Origin of the sequence: Xenorhabdus sp. PB62.4 (assembly GCF_014467285.1) — a bacterium.
In the GTDB taxonomy this organism is placed as follows: Bacteria; Pseudomonadota; Gammaproteobacteria; order Enterobacterales; family Enterobacteriaceae; genus Xenorhabdus.
In genome coordinates, this window is record NZ_NKHR01000012.1 from 75484 (window position 1) to 98411 (window position 22928).

20 protein-coding genes and 1 pseudogene are annotated in these 22928 nt (G+C 40.2%); 15 read left to right on the forward strand and 6 right to left on the reverse strand.

Annotated elements, in window-relative coordinates:
- Positions 1-1045: 1045 nt before the first annotated feature.
- The 3 genes from Xenpb_RS11665 (at position 1046) to Xenpb_RS11675 (ending at position 5981) form a co-directional block, all read left to right on the forward strand.
- Positions 1046-4117, forward strand: coding sequence for an autotransporter domain-containing protein (locus tag Xenpb_RS11665; protein ID WP_187654475.1), 3072 nt, complete (start codon positions 1046-1048; stop codon positions 4115-4117).
- Positions 4118-4294: 177 nt separating this feature from the next.
- Entirely contained in the window at positions 4295-5815 is a 1521-nt protein-coding gene (locus tag Xenpb_RS11670) for a serine protease (RefSeq protein ID WP_187654476.1), read from the forward strand.
- A gap of 22 nt (positions 5816-5837) precedes the next feature.
- Positions 5838-5981: a hypothetical protein gene (locus Xenpb_RS11675; RefSeq protein ID WP_187654477.1), complete on the forward strand. Its 144-nt coding sequence runs from the start codon at positions 5838-5840 to the stop codon at positions 5979-5981.
- 16 nt (positions 5982-5997) lie between these two features.
- Here Xenpb_RS11675 and Xenpb_RS11680 read toward each other — a convergent pair whose 3' ends face one another.
- Positions 5998-6594, reverse strand: a complete 597-nt coding sequence (locus Xenpb_RS11680; protein WP_187654478.1) for a glutathione S-transferase family protein — start codon at positions 6592-6594, stop codon at positions 5998-6000.
- A gap of 407 nt (positions 6595-7001) precedes the next feature.
- Between Xenpb_RS11680 and Xenpb_RS11685 the strand changes: the two genes are divergently transcribed.
- A complete protein-coding gene (locus Xenpb_RS11685) occupies positions 7002-8210 on the forward strand; it encodes an MFS transporter (protein ID WP_187654479.1) in 1209 nt (402 codons plus the stop codon).
- On the opposite strand, the gene Xenpb_RS11690 is transcribed toward Xenpb_RS11685, so the two are convergent.
- On the reverse strand, positions 8179-9087 hold the full coding sequence (locus Xenpb_RS11690; protein ID WP_187654480.1) for a LysR family transcriptional regulator: 909 nt from the start codon (positions 9085-9087) through the stop codon (positions 8179-8181). The two genes, Xenpb_RS11685 and Xenpb_RS11690, sit on opposite strands and share 32 nt — an antisense overlap.
- 121 nt (positions 9088-9208) lie before the next feature.
- On the opposite strand from Xenpb_RS11690, the gene Xenpb_RS11695 reads away from it, so the two are divergent.
- Positions 9209-9823 (forward strand): LysE family translocator, encoded by a 615-nt coding sequence (locus tag Xenpb_RS11695; RefSeq protein WP_187654481.1) that lies wholly within the window; start codon positions 9209-9211, stop codon positions 9821-9823.
- A 45-nt stretch (positions 9824-9868) separates the two neighbouring features.
- A complete protein-coding gene (locus tag Xenpb_RS11700) occupies positions 9869-10648 on the forward strand; it encodes a class I SAM-dependent methyltransferase (protein WP_187654482.1) in 780 nt (259 codons plus the stop codon).
- 297 nt (positions 10649-10945) lie between these two features.
- Here the strand turns inward: Xenpb_RS11700 and Xenpb_RS11705 are convergent, their stop codons facing one another.
- On the reverse strand, positions 10946-12898 hold the full coding sequence (locus Xenpb_RS11705) for a pyridoxal-dependent decarboxylase (RefSeq protein ID WP_187654483.1): 1953 nt from the start codon (positions 12896-12898) through the stop codon (positions 10946-10948).
- 446 nt (positions 12899-13344) lie between these two features.
- Positions 13345-14241 carry a DmsC/YnfH family molybdoenzyme membrane anchor subunit gene (locus tag Xenpb_RS11710; protein WP_187654484.1) on the reverse strand — a complete coding sequence of 299 codons (897 nt, stop codon included), beginning with the start codon at positions 14239-14241 and terminating at the stop codon, positions 13345-13347.
- Between the two features lie 265 nt (positions 14242-14506).
- Between Xenpb_RS11710 and Xenpb_RS11715 the strand changes: the two genes are divergently transcribed.
- Positions 14507-15262 (forward strand): FNR family transcription factor, encoded by a 756-nt coding sequence (locus tag Xenpb_RS11715; protein ID WP_187654485.1) that lies wholly within the window; start codon positions 14507-14509, stop codon positions 15260-15262.
- A gap of 127 nt (positions 15263-15389) precedes the next feature.
- Complete coding sequence (uspE, locus tag Xenpb_RS11720) at positions 15390-16334, forward strand: universal stress protein UspE (RefSeq protein WP_187654486.1); 945 nt, start codon at positions 15390-15392, stop codon at positions 16332-16334.
- A gap of 84 nt (positions 16335-16418) precedes the next feature.
- Here the strand turns inward: uspE and Xenpb_RS11725 are convergent.
- Positions 16419-16655: pseudogene (locus Xenpb_RS11725) on the reverse strand (EamA family transporter); the annotation flags it as partial.
- 108 nt (positions 16656-16763) lie between these two features.
- The gene (locus Xenpb_RS11730; RefSeq protein ID WP_255523124.1) at positions 16764-17684 is read right to left on the reverse strand and encodes a tyrosine-type recombinase/integrase; all 921 of its coding nucleotides are present in this window, start codon (positions 17682-17684) and stop codon (positions 16764-16766) included.
- 464 nt (positions 17685-18148) lie between these two features.
- On the opposite strand from Xenpb_RS11730, the gene Xenpb_RS11735 reads away from it, so the two are divergent.
- The 7 genes from Xenpb_RS11735 to Xenpb_RS11765 all read left to right on the forward strand — a co-directional run bounded on the left by Xenpb_RS11735 (position 18149) and on the right by Xenpb_RS11765 (position 22924).
- A complete protein-coding gene (locus tag Xenpb_RS11735) occupies positions 18149-18733 on the forward strand; it encodes an iron-containing alcohol dehydrogenase (RefSeq protein WP_187654487.1) in 585 nt (194 codons plus the stop codon).
- A 25-nt stretch (positions 18734-18758) separates the two neighbouring features.
- Positions 18759-19106, forward strand: a complete 348-nt coding sequence (locus Xenpb_RS11740) for an aldehyde dehydrogenase family protein (protein ID WP_187654488.1) — start codon at positions 18759-18761, stop codon at positions 19104-19106.
- Complete coding sequence (locus tag Xenpb_RS11745; RefSeq protein WP_187654489.1) at positions 19093-19401, forward strand: IclR family transcriptional regulator C-terminal domain-containing protein; 309 nt, start codon at positions 19093-19095, stop codon at positions 19399-19401. Before Xenpb_RS11740 ends, Xenpb_RS11745 begins: the two co-directional genes overlap by 14 nt.
- A gap of 728 nt (positions 19402-20129) precedes the next feature.
- Complete coding sequence (locus tag Xenpb_RS11750; RefSeq protein WP_187654490.1) at positions 20130-20921, forward strand: class I SAM-dependent methyltransferase; 792 nt, start codon at positions 20130-20132, stop codon at positions 20919-20921.
- A complete protein-coding gene (locus Xenpb_RS11755; protein ID WP_187654491.1) occupies positions 20915-22045 on the forward strand; it encodes a peptidogalycan biosysnthesis protein in 1131 nt (376 codons plus the stop codon). The genes Xenpb_RS11750 and Xenpb_RS11755 overlap by 7 nt, the downstream gene beginning before the upstream one ends.
- Positions 22046-22056: 11 nt before the next feature.
- The gene (locus tag Xenpb_RS11760) at positions 22057-22401 is read left to right on the forward strand and encodes a hypothetical protein (RefSeq protein ID WP_187654492.1); all 345 of its coding nucleotides are present in this window, start codon (positions 22057-22059) and stop codon (positions 22399-22401) included.
- 1 nt (position 22402) lies between these two features.
- The gene (locus Xenpb_RS11765; RefSeq protein ID WP_187654493.1) at positions 22403-22924 is read left to right on the forward strand and encodes a pyridoxamine 5'-phosphate oxidase family protein; all 522 of its coding nucleotides are present in this window, start codon (positions 22403-22405) and stop codon (positions 22922-22924) included.
- Positions 22925-22928 lie beyond the last annotated feature (4 nt).

A 22928-nucleotide genomic window follows, 5' to 3' on the forward strand; every position in this document is an offset into this window, starting at 1 on the left:
TTCCGTAAATGATCTGATCACGTTTCAATATCTCCATAATGCACATCTATTTTCGATGTAATATTTTCAACAAGTAAAATGTAATAAAAGCGGCGACAATATTGTAAAACATACTATGAACAAAGGCATTTTGGTAGTAGCAATTATTCCTAATGCCATACCAGCAAATCGTACATTGACAAAAGCCAGAACAACATTGAGCAATGGTGTCATAACAAAACCTTGACCATAACCAAGCAGCATCAAAATCGGCACAATCACAAATAGTAGGGTGCATTGAGTGAAGATAAAACAAAGCCTATGCTGGCAGGCGCGAAAATCAGCCCCTTATCAAAATGTAAAAATGAGTTTGCGCTTGATTGTTTATGCTAAAGATTGTTCGGATCTGCCCGAATAAAACAAGTGTGGATATGAATATACAATCAATATTTGAATAAGGTATTAAATTATTTATTAGTGCGCATACAAAATAATATTAAATTTTGAAATAACCTCTTTGTAAAAATAGTGTTTTATACAGAAAGTATAACACTCTAGTATGTAGAGTAATCATTTTAAAAAGAGGATTCCCCATTCTCCTTAATATCCATAAATCATCTACTGATTTCAAACGGGGTTATTAAGTGACTCAATAGAATAAAACACTGCTCTCACAGCCTCAAAAAAGACACAAAAAAAATCACATAAAAATTACATTATGGAAACAAATTAAACATTTTTCACTATATCAAAAAATAATTCATTATTTTTCAGCACAATAAATCTACTCTCTATTTGATGACTTTTGTTTTTTGTTATGAATTAGTTATAAATAAGTTAATGTTTTTATTGCAATTTAGCTTTAATTATTATGCTATAGCAACTTGCAGGTAAAGAACATTATGGTCAGCATTGCCCTATAGACAGTCGAAAAATATAGGGTCGGACTACTACTGCCTGCTTATTGTAATTTAATCATCGGTTTTATTAATAAGGACTTTTCAAGGAGCGATGTGCCAAACAGCGAATTGAAAGTTGCCACTTTTTGAAAAATGGATCATCTCTTATGAAAAAAAATAATCCGGCACGACCGATCTTTTTGTGGATGACGTTATTATTTGGGACATTACCTGTTAGTGCTTCAATGGCTGCGGCTGAATATCAGGAACAGGGTAAAAAGGACTCACCAAGCAGTTGGCTATCTGAAGAGTTTCATCATCAATGGGGATTGGCTGCTATTGGTGCTCATTATGCTTATGCTCGTGGTTACACGGGTAAAGGCATTAATGTTGGTGTACTCGATGAAGCTGTTACTAATCACCCTGAGTTTGCAGGTAAGTTGAAGATTCTGAGCCCGGAAGATCCATGGAGCTATGACAAAGATATCTTTGGGAATATCGAGTTCGGGGCCCATGGTAACCATGTTTCAGGGATCATTGCAGCAAACCGGGATGGTAAGGAAATGCACGGTGTGGCATTTGATGCGGGTTTAATTACAGGGAAATATTTGCAAAATGATTATAACCGCACAGAAGCCATGATCCAAAGCGATGTACGTGTAATTAATAACAGTTGGGGTGTTCGCCCTCGCTATTATACTGATGAGAACGGTCGGCCTAAACGGAGACCAGATGGTACGATCGATTACTATAAAGTCACTCTGCAAGATGTCATTAATTATATAACACCCATTAAAGATGATCTGGATCGGTTAAGTCGTTCTCCAATTCCAGAACTCGATGATTATACAACCAGAAGCGCGGGTTTGTTGCGTGCGGCGCGCCATGGGAAATTGGTTGTTTTTGCGGCAGGAAATGCAAATAACTATAACGTCACCTGGTTTCATGCAGGTATGCCGTATTTCTTCCCTGACGCGTTGAAAAACTACCTCAGCGTTGCCAACCTGACCAGAGAAAATGAGATTAATGTCTCATCAACGAGTTGCGGATATACTGCCAGCTATTGTTTGTCCGCACCAGGGACAAAAATTTACAGCAGTACAGGCGATTTTATTTCTAAAGTTGATGGGGAACTCGATGAAGATGCTCTCAAAAATGGTGAGTTGACGATCGATCCTACTTATGATGCTTATACCGGTACATCAATGGCATCACCTCATGTAGCAGGGGCCGCAGCCGTCTTAATGCAACGTTTCCCTTATATGACCGCCGGGCAAATTTCTGATGTCCTCAAAACCACGGCTACCGACTTGGGTGCCCCCGGTTTGGATGACATGTATGGCTGGGGAATGTTGAACCTGAAAGATGCCATTGATGGCCCTAAAATGTTCATTACTGAAAATGATATTCCTAAAAAATACTATATTCCGGGCTCTTATACTGAAACCCAGTTTATTGCCAATATTCCGGGTATCGGTGAATTGGTTGAAAAAGGTACGACTGTAGAAAGAACATGTAACAGTATTGAATGTATCTATGACAATTGGAGCAATGATATCTCCGGTCACGGTGGATTGACGAAAATTGGCAAAGGAACACTCGAACTTGCGGGTAAAAATAGTACTTACAAAGGGCCGACTTTGGTAGAACAAGGCCATTTGCAAGTCAGTGGCGCCATAACTTCTGATGTAACCGTGCATGATGGCGCAACGCTTGGAGGAACGGGTACTGTCGGTTCTCTTATGGCTAATACCGGAGCCAATATTGCACCTGGCGGGTTAGGATCAAGTGGTACGCTGAACGTTGATCGCAATATTACCTTCCAAAATGGTTCACGTTATCTGGTAAAAGTGGCACCAAATAACCAGAGTAATGGCGATCGCATTATCAGCAATGGCTTGGCAACGCTGAAAGGTGGTGAAGTACAAGTTACACTGGAAAACAGCAGTAACTTATTATCAAAACAAGAAGTTCGTAGCCTTCTTGGTCAGCAATACAATATCTTGCAAGCAAACAGTGGCATCAACGGGAAATTTGCTTCCGTACTACCAAACTATTTGTTTGTTGGTACTGAACTGAGTTACCAGACTGATCAGAATTACCAAACTGCCCGGGTGATGTTGGATATAAAACGTAATGCCACCAAATTTGCCAGTTTTGGAATGACCGCGAACGAACGCGCCGTGGCTGAAGCGGCTGATAAACTGGAACTCGGTCATCCGGTTTATGAGAGCATATTGATGTCCGATACGGCAGCTCAAGCTCGCCAGGCATTCCAACAATTTGCTACCGGACAGATTCATGCTGATATCGCAGCAGCACAAATCAATAGTAGCCGCTATCTGCGTGATACCCTGAATATCCGTTTGCGTCAGGCTGATGGTGGAACTATTGGACAGGATATCAAAGCGGATAAAAACGGCGCTTGGGTGCAAATCATGGGCAACTGGCAACGCGCGAATGGTAACAGTGAAGTCAATGGATATCGTGTATCCAACTATGGTGTGTTACTGGGTGCAGATAGAGAACTGGGTAATGATTGGCGTCTCGGAGTAGCTACTGGTTATACCCGTTCTTCACTGAAAGGTGGCTACAGTACCTCAGCGCGCAGTGACAATTTCCATCTAGCTCTATACGGTAGCAAGCAGATTGAGGCTTTAGCGTTGCGTGCCGGTGCTGCTTACAGTTGGCATCGCTTTGATACAGAACGTTCAATTGCCTTTGGTCAACAATCCGATAATCTGAAAGCCAAGTATAACGGTCAAACTAGTCAATTGTTTACTGAAGCAGCTTATGGGATGAATACATCTTGGTTGAATCTGGAGCCATTCGTTAACCTGTCTTACGTTAACTTCCGTAACGACAGCATTAATGAACGTGGCGGTGCCGCTGCACTGAATGGTCATAAGCAATCGAAAAACGCGACCTTCTCTACATTAGGTTTACGTGTAGATCAAAAATGGCAGACTGAGAATGAACTGACTGTGGGCGTATACGGTGAACTGGGTTGGCAACATCAGTTTGGCAACGTAGATCGTGACACTAAATTAAGTTTTAGCAATAGTAACTCAACGTTTACTGTCAACAGTGTGTCAGCAGCACGTGATTCCGCTGTAATCAAAGCAGGTACGGAATTAGGCATTAATGAAAACACTAAATTGTCACTGGGATATAACGGCGTTCTGTCAGGCAATCATAAGGATAACGGCGTATTCCTGAATACCAAATGGCGCTTCTGATCGGTAAAAATAGATGTCTTTTTAATAGCAAAAACTCACTGCTGACAAAGATTGGCAGTGAGTTTTACTTTTTAGGCCATTTGTATCTGCTTTAGCACAAATCACTTCGGTAGCATCGGATAATGATTAAATCTGATAATGGATTCAAGTCATTAGAACATCTAAAGGAGGAAAAATATGGCTTATCGTAAGACTCTATTAATCGGTTTGTTTTCTCTGTCAGCAATTTCAAATGCTTTGGCTTTGAATGGCTCTGTACCTTTTGAGGCACCAAATAATAATGGTGCTCCATTAATGAAATCAACTGATCCCGGCGCTGAAAAATACAGAACCGTTGGTAAATTCAATGGCTACTCACACTGTACTGCAACTTTAATTGCTGGTGAAAATGCACCTGATAAAAATACCCCCGCATTGATATTGACTGCTGGTCATTGTGTAGACAGTAATGTAGGCACAAATGACGTGACCGTTGATCAACCGGCTCCTGATTATTGGAAATATACTCCGGATTACTTCATTGATAAAAAGAACAACCTTTCTCCGGTTAAAGTCAACCGTATCTTGTATTCAACGATGAAGAACGAAGATATCGCGGTATTAGAGCTGAAAACAACTTATGGTGAATTAGCCCAAAAAGGCTATCATCCGATGAAATTGAAGAAAAATCTTGAGATGAAACAGCAACCTATTGTGTCAACTCATATTCCTGTCAATGACGTTGATTACAATTACGCCTATCTCAGAAAATCTGAGTGTGATATTACTGGAAAGTCTCCAGAATTGTATGAAGGTGGCTCACCATGGTTTTGGTCTCCGGTTTTCTCAGTTAACTGCGCTGGTATAGCCGGTGGAAGCTCCGGTTCTCCTGTTTTTGAGAAAGGTCAAACAAATGTAATTGGGGTGCTTAATACAACGACAGAACCTGGGATAACGGGTTGTGGGGGTAACAGACCTTGTATTATTGAGAACAATAAGGGGGTTCCACAGGAAGGTATTAGCTATTTCATTCCTGTAGATAACATTGCGAATGCACTCACAAAAGATAGTAAACTTGACCTGTCTAAGCTCCAAAATGGCAGTGGCAATATTCTGGAAAAAACGAATTTCTGGTCACCGTGGATATCTCAGAGTGTTGATCCGACTAGCGGAGAGAAAGCAAAATGGGATGTTGTTATCAAGGAAAATGCCAACGTCAAGAATATTCGATACAAAACAGGCTTAATCAGTGAAGTAAATTGTGCAGATGAAGCCGGATATGGTGCCCCCGCTCTTGCTAGCCAGAATCCGCTGCAAAACTTGTTACTTCCAGAAAAAGATGGGATCTACAAGCTTTGTGTGATTAACCAGAATAACGATGGTCAATGGCAAAAAACTAAAGATGCATCAATCATGTTGCGGGAAATTGATAATACTCCACCATCAATTAAACCCACTTTGCATGTAAATGATTATGGTAATGGTGCTTGGACTGTAACAGCCGAACCTCGTCCATATGAACTCGGAAGTATATTTGTCAAATATGGCCCTAAAGCGACAACCCATTGTGACGATAAAGCAGATTACAGTTTCTTCTGGAGACCAGTAAATCTGGATAAATCTAAAGCTCCATGGCGCGTCTGTGCATATGGTGAAGATACAGCAAAAAATGCCGGCCCAATTAACGTACTTGATTTTGATTCTACTATTGTTGAGTAGATAGCTATCTAGCAAATTGGAGATGTGGGACAATAAAACACCATTGTCCCATTTTTCTTTAGCCTATCACTTATTTTTCCTGACGATATCAATCCTGAATATCCCTGCTGAAATCTCTTTCAGCCAAATTTTCATCAATCAACAACTTGAATCCTATGTCTATTAGGCCCAGTTTATCATTTTTAACGATTATTTCTTTCCTGGGCCTTCAGATATGTAGGTCGACTCATAGCCCTGTCCATGTAATCCTTTATGTCTGAATTTATAGCTATACCACATAGCTTTGCCCACAGCAGAGTGTGTGTCACGAAGATATCAGCTAACGTAAAGTTAGGGCCTGTTATCCATTCGTAACCTTTATTTAGCCTGATTTGGTTAACTGCTCTGTTTGCTTCGTTTTTGGAGTAATCTATGAGCCCTAGGTTTCGCTGATTTTCGGGAATGAAAACTTGCTGCTTCAATAAATTCCACACTGGAGACTCGAGGTCAGTAAGAGCATAGCTCAACCATGAGTTGATAGTGGACCTCTGTTTCGGCTCAGCAGGATAGAATGTTGTAGAAGGATATTTTTCACAAATATAGATACATATTGCCAGTGTCTCTTCAATGGACACATCTCCATCACTCAGAAAAGGGACTTTTCCTCGTGAATGGGGGGATTTTATGCAAGGAGCCGGATTAAACAGATCAACCTTGACCGATTCATAAGTTGCCCCGATCTCTTCCAGAGTCCAGAGAACTCTCAACGATCTACTTTTAGGGTAAGTGTATATTTTCATAATGTTGTCTCCTGATTTGTGGATTTGTTTGGCGTGTGGTGTTAAATTCACGTGCTACGACACTGATATTGGTTCCTTCTTTCAGCACTGGCGGACGCCCAAGGCGTTTCCCGGACTCAACGCTCAAACTCTGCCACAGACCACTAGACGTCCTGAATAATGATGAAAACTTTTCCCGTAGGTCAACTTCCTTTTAGTATGTCGATCAATTCAAGGTCTGCCTATCGGGAACCGATTTGCTCTGGTGTCAATAACTATAGGTCTTTCCATTCAGTTTTATCCTGCCAGTCATGTCTATATCGGTATCTGTAACCATCAGAAGATACAGGTTATTTTACTGTCATCTGCCGTAAATGTCGTCATATTGTAGCTTTACTCCCATTCGGTCTATTAAAGGAGGCTTGAATATGCCATCGCGTACTATTCCACCTGCCATTTCTCCGGTTATTTTGCCTATATTTTCATTTACTGTATTTTTCATTGGTGCGACAGAATTTATGTTATCTCCTATGCTCAAGCCTTTGGCTGAAGCATTTAAAACGACAACAGATAAATCGGTTTGGTTGGTATCTGGGTATGTTTTTGCTTATGCGCTTGCTGCACCGATTTTTGGTTGGTTATCTGATCGAATAAATCGACGCAAATTATTATTAGCATCCCTGTTATTTCTTGCCCTTGATGGTTTGGCATTAACAGTGGCCCCCAATCTGGAGATCGCAATTGGATTGCGTATCTTTGGTGGCATTGCTTCAGCCGCTTTGATTCCAACTATCTTTGCGTTAATTGCGGAAATTTTTCCGCTCCACAAACAAGCGTCAGTTATGGGGATCGTCATGCTCGGTATGACTGGTGGTATAGCAGGCGGCCCTATTTTTGCCGGTATTTTAACGGAGTTATCTGGCTGGCGGATACCATTTCTGATAAGTGCAAGCGGATGTCTTTTACTCTGCATTTTAAGCAAAAAATATATTCCAGACCTGATTAATATTCGAAAAGCGGAGCTTCAGAAAGTCGCATTTCAATGGGTACATCAAGGCAATTTAATACTCCCTCTCATTGCAAAAGGGCTTTGGAATGGAACGGCAGTATCTACTTTTATTCTGGCTGGAGAGGTTCTAAGGCAGCATTATGGATTGGGAACAGGAGCAATTGGCCTATCCGTTTCTGCATTCGGTATTGGACTTGGTTTAGGGAATCTGTCCGTAAGTATTGTGAAGAAACTGCATGTCAGGGACGAATGGATTCTTTTACTGGCAACAGTATTACTGTTCATCACTATTTCTGCATTTATGCTAATGCCTCTATCCCTGTTTTTCAGCCTTGGTTGTTTGATGTTATGGGGATGTTCGCTTGGCCTTGCAGCTCCGATAAGCACTTCTATTTTGGCAAATCGGGCAGCACAGAATAAAGGCCAGATATTGGCAGCTTCAGAAAGTATGAATAATCTGACAATCTTATTTTTACTCCCTATTGCCACCAACTTACTGATACAGCATGGTGTTACGATAACCATGATAGTGCTAGGAAGCTGCTTTATAGTGGGAATTGGGCTGTCACTACGGGATCTTATAGTGACACTGTCACTTACCTATCACGATGAGAGTGGCAAAACGTAGAGGATCGTGAATAAGTTGCACTAAACTCTTTTTTTAACCATTCAAGAAAGATAGTCTGCGGTGTATTGGCAGCAAAAATATCGGGTGATATCAGGTAATAAGCAGAACCATCTGGAATGAAACCGTAAGGAGCGCTTACCCGTTTATCACTCAACTCTTGTTCAATCATGTATATCGAGCTTATTCCAACGCCATGTCCGGCCATCACCGCTTCCAATAGAATATAAAAGTGTTCAAACCAGTGTTCGTGACATTTTTGGATAACGTACCGGGTGCCTGATATCCAATCATTCCACGCGTCAGGACGGGTATGTGTATGCAGTAAAGTCATTGGCTGATTTGCAATAACACCGTTTTCTGCATCAGGTAAACAAATCGGGGCTATCCATTCTTTTCCCAAGATTTCAGCAAAATAACGCTTATCCCAAATAAAATCATTTCGACGAATAGCTAAGTTAACTGAGTTTCGTGAAAAATCGATATTACCCCCACCAGCGACTAAATGAATTTCAATGTCAGGATAATTTTTCTTAAATTTCATCAGGTTGGGAATAAGCCACTTCATCATAATAGTGGGCTCACAAGAAACAACCAGCCGCGTTGTTTGCAATGTTTGTTGAAGTTCATTAATTGTTAATGTTAAAAGCCCGAAAGCTTGTTGGCAGGCTTGCTTAAGTTTTTCACCTGCTGGTGTTAAAAAAAGCCCCCTATTCCTACGCTCGAATAATACAACCCCCAAAGCCGCTTCTAATTGCCGGATCTGGCGACTTACCGCACCCTGTGTCACAAACAACTCTTCAGCCGCTTTGGTTAAATTTTGGTAACGAGCTGCTGTTTCGAACGCCCGTAATGAGTTCAGTGGAGGAAGGTTTTTCATTGCACTCCTTTATCGTTGATTTTTTCTCAATCATTCTAGCGCAAATTAATCGTTATTTTTTAGTCAAAAAAATCAAGAGAATAAGTTACCAAAATATGAAAACCAATCATCAGGAGACATAATGACAGAGTTAATTGCTGTAGCCATTATTACCATTCTTGCTGTTATCAGCCCGGGAGCTGACTTTGCGATGATCACCCGTAACAGCTACCTTTATGGTCGGCAAGCAGGCATATTGGCGGCATTTGGGATTGCGGTAGGTATCTTGGTGCATGTTACTTATACCATACTTGGGATTGGTATTTTGATTGCTCACTCTCCTAATATGTTACTTGCTATAAAGGTTATAGGGGCTATTTACCTTATCTATATTGGTTATAAGACACTCACATCAAAAACGAAAGTTGATATTGATATTAACTCAACAAAGATTGTCTCAATTGCCGCGTTTAGAACAGGGTTTTTGACAAATGTATTAAATCCTAAAACAACACTTTTTGTTGTCAGCATATTTACTCAAATTGTTTCCCCATCGACCGGTATTGGCTTGCAAATGGGCTATGGAATTTTTATTTCTCTAATGCACCTTTTCTGGTTTGTTGGTGTTGCTATTCTCTTTTCCCACCAAAAAATTAGGTCTGCAATGTTAGAAAAACAAACAGTGCTTAATCGAATTATTGGCGTTATTTTGATCGGATTAGGTGTTTCTTTAAGTGCAATTCCTATTGTTAGCTGATAAAACTTAGCAATGAACTAATCGCTGCTATAAGGGATCTCTATTATGCCAATTAACTTTAATGCTAAAGAAAACAGACATACTTATGTTGGCCGTGATGCTCAACAGGAATGGTACGATTTAATCCAAAAACTGGTGGAACCGCGCGATAAAGAAATTGCAGATATTGGCTGCGGTGGTGGTATTTATTCACTGGCATGGGTAAAAATGGGGGCGAAGAAAGTCACTTGTGTTGATTTTTCACAGCAGATGCTAGCTGATACGGCAGAAAATACTCACGGTCTTTCGAATGTCATGATCAAACAAGGTGATGCTCTTTGCACTGGTTTGCCTGATAACAGTCAGGATATTGTTTTTGAAAGAGCGCTTATCCACCATATAACCCATGAAAACAGAACAACATGTTTTGCTGAAGCTCATCGTTTATTACATGCTGGTGGAATGTACATTTTACAGGACAGAACTTTTCAGGATATCCAACTTCCGGGTTCATCTGAACATATTCGGGGCTATATTTTTGATGTTTACCCTCACCTATATCATTTTGAAACCCAACGTAGGCCAGACAATATTGAAGTCATTAATGGTCTAAAAACAGTAGGATTTAAACAAGTTAAGGCGGTACCTTTTTTAGAAAAACGTAACACTTATAAAAATTTTTCACAATTGGCAGCAGATTTTCAACTACGCAAAGGCCGCTCTATTTTGCATGAATTGAGCGATGAAGAAATCACTCACCTTATCAACCACATGGAAAAATCGTTGGGTAACAAGACTGATATTGTTGAGAAAGACTTTTGGACAGTTTGGGTAAGCATAAAATAAGAAATATCAAATGAATATACCAGAGTCTATGGTGATAAAAACGACAAATCACTGGATGATAAACCATCGCATTAATGCTAATTTGCCCGGTTATTTGGCAACAAGAGTGCGGAGGGAGCAGAATTGACCTTATTTATTTGGAGAGAATTCTGTGAAAGCTACACCCCGCCCTTTTGCCAAGGGGTAAGCAAAACAGGAATCATTAATTTCTTAAAAAAGAGTCTATAAAAATAGACTCTTTTACATTCAACCCTTTTTAATATTCAAATCTTAATTGAGTAACGTTTGGACGTTTATCTATTGACCAAGTAATGGCGCATCTAAACTTGATTTCAATCGTGCTTTTTTCTCTTCTTCATCAACCAACTGATTCAGTTTCTTAACAAAGATAGCTTGAAGCTGATTCCAGAACTCTTCAAAGTGCTCTTCATCACGTAAGCAATAAGTCATTACTGCTGCACGCAATACAAAGATACGGCGAATTTTATCCCATTCACTGCGGCTAAAACCACACCGCTCTGCGTAGTGTCTTGGTGTATCACCATACTCTTTATAATCCAGTATGGTTGATGATGTGAGGAAGTCGTTGGTATAAGCTCGTCCTGTAGAATAGGAGCACAGCTCATAAAGCCGCTTGTTGAGGGCATTGTGACTTTCCAGACTTTCGTTCCCCATTTCTTTGAATGTAAAATTGATCATATGAAAATCTGGGGATGGCATAACATGTACTTCAAACCGATGCTTACCTGCTTCTATGGGTAACATATTTGCCAATTTATCTATTAATCTTTGTGCTGTCACGATGCCAGCAGCAATGACTTTCCCATATCCGTTGATATTCAAAGGTAATAAGCGATGAGCGGCCCAAAGCGCTGCTGCGGTTGCTCCCGCTTTTGAACCTTCCATAATAGATGAACCAAGAATACCTCTATTGTTGACAACAGGATTTGTTTTGTCATTGTTTTCTTCAAAAACATAAGCTGCACGAGAAGCGATCAAATCAAGAATGCGTTTGTCTTTCATACAAATTGCACCCGCAGCATATTGAATGAAACCAACTTTATGAGGATCAACTGTAATCGAATCCACTTCTTTTAATGCCTTAAAGCTCTTATAAACTTCTGGCTTCGGCCAATTGATGTTTTCCGGCATAATGCCTATCGAACGATGACAATTAGCAAGCTCGTCATATTCAATAAATTCGCCCTGCTCATTCAGCAACATGGCGCAAGCGTATCCCGCGTAAGCCGCATCAACATGAATATAGAAAGATCCACCATAACGCTCTTCACACTCTTGCCTCAAAGCAATGACTTCATCAATCCGATCAATTGCACCAACTTCTGTCGTGCCAACCACAGCAATCATCGCCAAAATTGACTCGCCTTGCTCGATTAACTCTAAGGTGATTTTCCGCATTTGAGCAACGTCAGTTTGATAATTTTCATTAACAGGTAATGAAATAATATTTTCCTGACCAATACCAAAGATATCTGCCGCTTTCATCCAAGAGTAATGTCTAGATTGTGGAACTAACAGCTTGCCTAATATTTCTGGTTTAGTTCCTGTACCACGACATGTCATATCACGTACTTCTTCAAAAATTTCGCGTTCTTGTAGGGTACTGATTAAATCCAGAATTTCAGCCGTTGGCATATTTTTCAATTGCTTTGGTGACTTATGGCTGACCAGATCTTTTGCCTTGGGATGTTGAGATATTGCAAAAGGTAATGTTTTTAAATTCCTGGCTACCCACAAGCCTTCATAATTCGCGACCGTACCGCCAGAAGTAATATGCCCCCAAGATTGATGCGGGTCATAACCAAACATACGGCAAAGATCTAATCCCGATTCAAGTTCTAGTTCTGTTGTTGTCGGGGATGCTTCATAACTACAGTTATTCGGGTTGTACATCATGGCCATGACGTAAGCAAGATTAGAAACCATTAATGTGTCGCTGTTAATGTGGCCAAGATAACGGGGAGAAAAGAAAGGAATTGAAGTGTTTTTTAGTTTTGCTGACAGTTGATTTAAAATTCCTTCTGTCCGATAAAGTGTCTCTCTATAATTATGTTCATAGCGATCAACTGATGTGGTTAACTCAGAATCCCCAGGATGAAAACCTGAACGCCAGTACATATGTTCGTTAACCGTATAGTCCATCATCTCTCTAAAAAAAACCGCATTCTCTGATTTTGGTCCTAAAAATAACGCATCTACATTTAAATTAGGATGAAGTGGTTTAGTCATAATTACGCAGCCTTTTAACTGATTCTTTGTGTTTTGTAGTAAAGTTGATTTATAAACTTATTAATAATTTGTTTTTGTTTTCTATGGTTAATGGCAAACTCATGTGGCGGTTATAAAACACCTACAATAACTCATTGAAATAAATTGTTTGTTTTTCAATCAATGCGCAAAAATTTTCTGCAACATAGGCCAAATCAATCTATTTTTATAGATATAAAACATAGTTCTTAGAATATTAATAATAAGTTAATAATTATCTTTAAATTTGTGCGCTACCACAAAGAAACGAGAAGAATATCTCATATCATCAAGATGAAAATATCGCGTATAGAAACCATAAACATATGACACTGTTCACACATAACAGAATCCGTGACATTGTCACCGATCCTGTTATGTGGAACGTAAGGCGCAGGATAATCAGTGGAAGTAGTATGAATTATCTATCATAAGTTGCACATAATAAAAAATGTATATTGATTAATCAATTCAGCGATAAATATGAGCATCGAACCGACAAGAATAGAATAAGTATTATTAATTAATAGGTTATCCCTTCCCTTCCATAAGGCATAAGTCCAGGTTGTCATTGCAATAATATATAAGCACCATGAAAGAATTTTTAGTCCAAAGGCACTTTTGATATTAAGTTCAGCTTGGTGTGGGAAGATCATATTATCATTAACCATTGTGACTTCTGCTAACCATTCCATATAGGCCGGATGCTCAATTAACCGTACAGTAACGCTGATAAAAACAACAAAGAGCGCTGCCATCACTAACTTAATAGGTAATTTTCCTCGAATGGATTTTCTTAACGGACAGGCGATAAATGATAAAGCCAATGCAGGGCCTAAAGTAAATACTGCACCATAGAACAGAAAATAGGTATTGATGTTCGTCCATGTCACCATGTCACTGTTGACGTAAATAATCGCCATATAGTGGACGTCAATAACTCCAATGATGCCAATTGCCAACATGATATAAACATAAATCTGCTTTCTAAGCGCAACAAAAAGTGTATGTAGTACGAGTAAGCTAAAATAGACGGCGGCAAAAATCGTTTCTATGTTTATCCACTCCTGCTTAACATTGTGTAGAGATTGGTAAACACTAAGTGGATATTCCCAAATGTTCAAAGAGGAGATAAACCCGATACCTGCCAGTACACTACTTATTAAGTATGTTTTTAATAATGTTTTTTGCACAAGAGTAGTTACTGAATGTTGCCATATGTTTAGTTCGTGCTTAATCCAGTAAACATAAAGTACACTCATCAGTACAAGCCCCACAGAACCTTGCACTATCATTGTAAATGCAATTAACAACCACTCACTCATGTCAATCCTATTCCATTTATCTGTAACCAAACAACATCATCGACGCGTATTGCATCCATATATTATTAATTAAATTTCAGTTTAATCAAGATATTATATTGAATGGCTAAAGTTTTACGCAAGTTCGACGTTAATCCAAAAAAATTTCATCTTTTTTCGCTAGTGATGATATATGCCGTGATTAATGCGAGTATCTGGCTCTTACCAGAGCTACCTAAATATGTTAAATTTACGCATATCAATCACTTCTAATGAGCACTCCCCCATGATCCCGGAAAAACGTATTATTCGTCGGATTCAATCTGGTGGTTGCGCAATCCACTGTCAGGATTGTAGCATTAGCCAGCTTTGTATTCCTTTCACCTTAAATGAACATGAGCTTGATCAGCTTGATAATATCATCGAGCGCAAGAAACCCATCCAGAAAGGGCAAACCTTGTTCAAAGCTGGTGATTCATTGAAATCACTCTATGCCATCCGTTCAGGAACCATCAAAAGCTATACAATTACTGAAGAAGGCGACGAACAAATTACGGGTTTTCATCTTGCTGGTGATCTAGTTGGATTTGATGCCATCATTAACACTGAACACCCCAGTTTCGCTCAAGCGCTTGAAACATCAATGGTATGTGAGATCCCATTTGAAACGCTGGATGACCTTTCAGGAAAAATGCCTAATCTCCGCCAGCAGATGATGCGTTTGATGAGTGGAGAAATTAAAGGTGATCAAGAAATGATCCTGTTGCTATCCAAAAAGAACGCAGAAGAAAGGCTGGCCGCATTTATCTATAACTTGTCACGTCGTTTTGCGCAACGTGGTTTCTCACCTCGTGAATTCCGCCTGACAATGACTCGTGGCGACATCGGTAATTACTTAGGCCTGACCGTTGAAACCATTAGTCGCCTGCTTGGTCGTTTCCAGAAGAGTGGTATCCTGGCTGTCAAAGGTAAGTATATCGCTGTCGAAGATATGGATAAATTGACCGAATTGGCTGGTAAAGCTCCCGCCAATGTTTCCTGACATTATCTAAATTTTAAGCCAGATCACTATATTTTGCTGATCTGGCATTCTTTTACCCTGTTATAGTTGTCCATATTGGTTTATCTTCTGTATTAAAGAGGCATCCAGACTCTGCGAGGAATTCAGTATGGCAAACTACCAAAACCTCTTGGTCGCAATTGATCCCAATCAGGATGATCAACCCGCATTAAGGCGTGCAGTTTATATCGTGCAACGCAATGGCGGCCGCATTAAAGCATTTTTACCTATTTATGACCTTTCATATGAAATGACTACCCTGCTTTCTCCTGAAGAAAGAAACGCAATGCGGAAAGGTGTGATTGGTCAACGAGTCGCTTGGATAAAGCAACAAGCCCATTATTATCTTGAATCGGGAATTGATATTGAGATTAAAGTGGTTTGGCATAATCGTTCTTATGAAGCCATTATTCAAGAAGTTATCACTGGAAATCATGATTTACTATTGAAAATGGCTCACCAACATTCCCGGTTGGAGTCGATGATTTTTACTCCACTGGACTGGCATCTGCTACGTAAAAGTCCTTGCCCTGTCTGGATGGTAAAAGATCAAGTATGGCCAGAAAATGGTTCTGCTGTGGTTGCAGTCAATTTATCCAATGAAGAACCTTATCATAATGAATTGAATCTAAAATTAGTGCGTGAAACACAAGATCTCGCCAATCGCATTGTAAAAGATCCCTTGATTCATCTCGTTAATGCTTATCCAACCGCCCCTTTAAATATTGCAACTGAATTGCCTGATTTTGACCCTAATGTGTACAATCAGGCGTTGCGTGGTCAACATTTGATTGCAATGAAAGAGTTGCGACAGAAATTCTATATCAGCGAACAACAAACTCACGTTCATGAAGGTGTGCCGGAAAAAGTGATTCCTGAAATATGCGATGAATTAAATGCAGGTGTGGTTGTTTTGGGCATCCTTGGCCGGACTGGATTATCAGCCGCATTTCTTGGCAATACCGCCGAACATGTTATCGATCGGCTTAAATGTGACTTGTTAGCTATAAAGCCTGATGGGTTTGTTTGCCCTATCAAGGTAGATGAAGAATAACGAGTTCAATAAATGATAGAAACTCATAGATAGATAGATAGATAGATTGCCCGAACTTTATTTCGGGCAATTTCACATTTGAATTCATTTAATGCTTTTAATCTCTTTTGTTTCTTTTTTACGAAAAACCAGAGCTAAACCAATTATTATAGAGATCATTCCAAGAATACTTAGAGCAGATAACGTATTGCCTAAAAATAAATAATCCATTATTGCTGTTACCCCTGGCACAAGATAAAACAAGCTAGTGACATTGACTAAATTACCCGCTCTGATAAGTCGATAAAGTAATAATTGAGCAACGACAGAGATGACTAAACCATAGTGTTTTTGAGGTCATACAAGTACACCTATCATAATATTTATTAATAACCGGAAATTAATACTGAATAAAACAATTGACAAACTGTTTAGTAGCTATTCTTCCTGTCAGAAATTTAAGTTTCTGGCGGCATTCTTTAAGCGTTCATCTCCACGTCGATCATATTTCTGGGTTGTGGTAATACTTGAATGTCCCATAGCATCTTTGACAGTTACGATATCTTCGCCATTATCCAACATGGCTGATGCAAATGTTCTGCGCAGATCATGCGGAGCAAATTTTTCCAGTCCACTTTCTACTCTGCGTATCTCAAGGATGTGATAAATAGCTTGATCTGATAAACGGTTATCAGTTACATCATCATGGCGACGAATTCGGGTAAAAAGCGGGCCGGCATGATCCCCGCGTACTTCATCTATCCAACGATTTAAACGTTCCCATGTTCCTTCCGGCATATAAGATAAGCGTTCTTTATTCCCTTTTCCCATCACCCTTAATGCTTGTTCGCGACGAATAATGTGTTTCATATCTAACGAAACAATTTCTGATCGTCTCAGACCACAGCCTAAAAGCACTCCAATAATCGCCGCGTCACGTAATCCTTTTGTGCTGATATCGTTTTCACAGGTAAAAAATAGATCTTTTATTTCATAACGCTCAAGCGCCCTGCCTTTTGGCAACCGATTTCCCCTGACAGACCGTACTTGTCTTATATGTTGAAAATTATCGGTGTCGAGTTGTTTCATGGTCCAGGCTTCCAATGCAACCCCTTTCAAAGCAGAAAGATAAGTATTAATTGTTGCCGGCGCTTTACCTGAATCTGAAAGCATTTCCATAATTGCTTGAACATGGTGACGACGGAGTGCGTGCCAAGCACAGTCCCGCACATTTTGGTATCCCAACATTTTTGCCACGATATCCAAAAATGATTTCATCGTTTGGCGACTGCGTTTTGATCCAAGACTGACAAGATATGCAATTGCGGGGTTTTCATATATCTGCTTTCCCGATGCTGATAACGACTTCAACTTACCCTGATTTTGTTGAGAGTCGGTTAGCACGATAAGTGATTTTTTATCACCACTATTTTCGTGGTTATCTTTATTTTGATTGTTTTGATTATGACTGTTCAAAGCTATCTCCTGACTTCAATGTCTACAGTTCGCCAAAACATAATCTATTGAGAGAGTTTGAACGGAACAGACATTTCCAATTTCCCTATCCCTGATAGTTTATTTTTCACTCAATTTAAGTGCATCTTAGCGGTTATGCTACGTAAAAATTACGGCTGATTACTCACACCATTTTATTTAAAAAACCTTACTTTTTCAAATATATGTTTTAATAAGTAGAATAAATATCGATTTCTGTTCTTTGATTAACTTGTTGTTTAGTAACAACAAAGTTTGCCTACAAGGAATCAGCTTATGTACAACCTATTGATGTAGTTATCTTCTGTTCATCAAAAACCGCTGATCTGAACAACGGTACGATGGGTTCTTTACTTCCTATTGAAGCGTTTGTTAGTCGTAAAGCGAACGCCTATTCAGACAGTCAGGCTCTTGCGGCCATGAAGCTTATCGGCCCCAACTTACGCAAGGTTTTTTGGGATGGCAATGATAAAGTTGCCCGTGAATCTATGATGTTGGGTTCAACCCTTGCCGGTATTGCATTCTCTAACTCATCTGTTGCACTGGTGCATGGGATGAGCCGTCCTATCGGTGCTTTCTTCCGTGTTCCACATGGGTTATCCAACGCCATGCTGCTTCCTGCCGTCACCCATTTTTCTTTAAATACAGCCAAAGAACGTTATGCCGAATGTGCACGTACACTCACCTTTGCAAAACCAACAGACAGTGACAAGGTCGCCTGTGAAAAACTACTAACGACGTTAATTGATTTAAATGAAGAGCTTTCCGTGCCGACACCAGAGCAATTTGGTATTGACAAAACGCACTTTTTTGAGGTGGTGGAAACAATGGCGAAACAAGCGGAAGCCTCTGGATCACCGGGTAATAACCCACGAATTCCAACTATTGCGGAAATGGTAACCATATATAAACAATTGTGGAATTAATGACTGAGTTACTGGAGAAAAGGCTATGAGTATCGTAGGACATTTTATTAACGACAAAGTGGTTGATATCCATTCACGTTTACAGGATATTTATAATCCTGCAACTGGCGGCGTCATTCGTCAGGTAGCCATTGCCCCCAAGTCCATTACTGAAGCATCGATTGCGGCAGCACAAGCGGCTTTTCCTGAATGGCGTGATACCCCGCCAGTAAAGCGGGCACGTATTATGTTCCGTTATAAGCAGTTGCTTGAAGGGCACGCTGATGAAATTTGCTGTTTGATTGGTCAGGAACATGGCAAAATCATGCACGATGCAGCAGGTGAACTTCAACGTGGTATCGAAAACGTGGAGTATGCCTATGGCGAAACGTGAAAACCTGCTGAAAACGCTGCCCATCCATAAAATGACCCGCAACACGATCACTGATCTTTTCGATTTAAATGATGAATTGGACAAAATAGCACAAACGCAGCTCAGTATTGATAATGAAGAGGTTATCGATGGCATGATCGCGTGTTCTGTTCCCGTTAAAGATCAAAAAAATCGGTTGATCGCTTGTGATTATGTTCATGCCCCTTCTATCCGTATTTCATTAGGATCTTTATTGCAGTTTGCTACTCCTATGCTGCAGGCGGCACAGGCCCTCAGCCAACTTGAGCACTGTTAATTGTTATTAGCGAGATTTTAAGTTGCCTCGTGAAAAAACCATGCAAAAAGGTGGGTATTGACCATAGGTATCATTATAATTTTTGCATCGTTCATTATTAAACGATTTGATCACGAGTAATATTTTCAATATCGGCAATTAATTACAAAACAAACACGTTGCTGTATGTAAAGTATTTGAATTAGAGTTAATGTCTCTGACATCCAGCAGATATAAAACTCATTATTTAATGATTCTATTGTTATAGGTTTTTTAATTGTCTGCATTTTATTGGTCTTAAGTGTATTTAAACGATAAAAATCATATAAAAATACAGAAATGAAACACTTTTATATATTGATATAAATATAATAACGTCATAAAAGTACAACAAAAATATTTTCCTATCTTGGGGGAACGAAAAGGCAACTAATTTATTCTTAAATTTACATGCTAATTTTTTGTTTCTTTAATTTATACAGAAAAGTCTTTTTCATATTAAAATCAACGACATCTGTCAAAATGTGCCAGTTAATGTGCGTCACTCATCGGATGTTAAAGCCCCGAAGTGTCCGAAGTTATTAAAGCACAACATGTTAATTAAATAACATTTAATGATAGTCGAAACCTCATCCAAACTCTATATACTAACCAACTTTAAATGTAACAACTTAGAATACGGAGTGTTCATTTTCAGGAAGATTTAATTCTTACACTTACTTTAATTAATTAATGGGTAGGATATACATATGTTTTTTAAAGAATATTATGAATTTTCATCGACTAAAGAAAACACACACACACCAAAATTTAACCCCTCAACATTTGATGAGTATGCAGGACTCTATGAAAAGATGAGCTCCTGGCCCTACCGTAAAGAATTAGAGCTTCCAACGCTAGGAAATTTGTTGGGAGACTTATCCGGCCTGAGTGTGCTGGATTTCGGATGTGGCCCGGGTGCAATTACACGCTGGTTGAAAGGTCGAAAAGCCAAATGTATTGTTGGTCAGGATATTTCCGAAGGCATGCTTAATTACGCACGTCGCCGCGAAGAAAAAGAAAAGGATGATATTAAATATATTTCAAAAGTTAGTGAAGATTATAACGAATATTTCGATGTCGTTCTTGCTGTTTATGTAATGCCCTATGCAGCTAACCACGAAGAATTACTAAAAATGAGCCAAACCATGGCCAGGGTATTAAAGCCAGGTGGCCGATTAATTACACTACCTATCCATCCACAGTTTAGTGCAGATCCGGAATATTATCGCCCCTTTGGTTTTCGCTTGATTGAAGAGCAACCTCGTGCGGATGGGAGCCCTATTCGCCTTCATATCTGTCAGACACCGTACGATATCAATATTCAAGCCTACTATTGGTCGCATTCAACATTAGAAAATACACTGCAACAGTCTGGTTTCCATGAGATAAACTGGAAGCCGTTGAATATACCCGCCAATCCGGACTTACAGGACCTTTTTCCCTATGTTAAATGCCCTCATGCAGCCATCATTGAAGGTATCAAGGGGGAAGCATGCTAAGTTATTTTGGTCAATATTCTGTCTCCAGCATTGAACATATTGACAGGCATGAGTGGGATGCGCTGGTCACCGACAGTGATTTTTTCCACAGTCACGGCTGGTTAGCCGGGTTAGATTACGCTTTGGGTCAGACGGATGTTTTGGCCCTGAACGGAAATACCGGGGTGTTGGGCGGTTGCGCTTTATGGAAAGGTGAAGATCATCCAGGGCTGTTCTATCTGCCGGACTATTTCCCCGGGCTGAAAGGCCCCTGGCAACGACCATTCTTGTGGGGAGGCGCTCGTCGCTCAACGCATAATGAGCTCCCCTGTGTGCGGGGAGATCGGCGTGGTGAAGCATTGTCAACCATAGCCGAAATGCTGATTCAGTACTCCGCAAGCCAAAGGTATTACGCAAGCATTGTACCTTTTATGCCATTACATCTGGCGCTGGAGATGGCTCGCTATTGTCCTTATGCCCGGGTACTGATGCACTCGGCGGAAGCGACTATACCTGTACCGACCGGTGGCCTGGATTCACAATTACAACTACTGCGCTCCCACCACCGGATAAGAACCAACGCAGAACTGGCTGCTTTTTCACGCTTAGGGAATCGGGTGGAATGGCGTCAACTGGATGACCACCTACTGGAATCAGCAGCGGAGCTTATTGCTAGCAACAGGGAAAAATATGGTAGCTATCAGGGAATTGACTGGATGCTTCGCATATTTGACGGCCAAAAAAAATCTTCAATCATAGACACTGCCATCGCTGCTGTTGCCTGGCGTGGCCAGCAAATAGTCGGGATCACTATTTTCTATCGTTTTGGTTCAACCCTTCATGCTCGCTATTACGGTTCGAACTATCAGATCAATGATAACGACTTTCGTTATTTTGTTCTGACTTACTACCATTCTCTCGATTATGCCGCAAAAAATGGTCTGCGCGAATGTCGGTTATCAATTTCTGCCCTTAGAGCCAAGACACGACGTGGAGCGAAAATAGAGCCGCTAGCAGCACTGTTACTGTTCGAGAACGCACCTTTGTCTATAGACGAATGTGAAGATTACAACCATCGTTTTTATCAATATTATCAAAAGCAATACAGTACCTACCTGACCCCCGATTGGACGCTACTTGCTTAAAGGAGAACCCTATGTTGCATCTGATGTATTTACTGAAACCAACACACAAGGCTCATCAGGATATGGACGCATTTTGGCGATGGGTAGAACAACGTGATGAATGGTTCTACCGTTCGTTGACGATGGCGGAAGAACGGCGTTGGTATATTCGTACGATTGGCAATAATGTCCATTGCCTTGAGCATTATGTCACATTCGCCGACGAAGCCGCTTGGGGGCAGTATCGCCAGGCCGTGTCAAAACTTTGTAAAGATCCCGAATGGGAAAAGATCCGCATCGAACAAGATCTGTGGTGGGAAATTTTGAATTCAAGATTATTGAGTGATGCACCTTTTATCCATAATGTAAGGAAATAACATGACACTGGAACAACGTAGTCTGGAATTGGTCAACAGCGCTCGCTTTTTCACTCTTGCCACTCAGGGTGCTGACAACCTTCCTTGGGCTTCCACCGTCAATTATGTTCCACTGTTCAATCCCTTAAGATTGGTGTGGTACTCAATGAGAACTGCCAAACATTCCAGAAATATTCACCATTGTGCAGCAGTTAGTGGTTCACTGTTTCGCTATGACATGCAGAAAACTTCCCCCATAGGCCTGGATGGTGCGCAATTTACTGGCATTGTCAGGGAAATACCAGAATACGAATGTGAACATATTCATCAGAGCTATTACCATCTCAATTTTCCCGATGAACTGGAACGTGCACGCTGGGAGTTGCCACTACATGAATTTTATGGGGAAGGTTCACGCCGTTTTTACGCACTTCTTATCAACGACTGGTGGCTACTGGATATAGATACTTGGCTGAAAACAAAAGAAGACAGAAGAGTTTCTGTCCCAATCTCTCAATTGCTTGAATCAATAAAGGAAAAATAAGGAG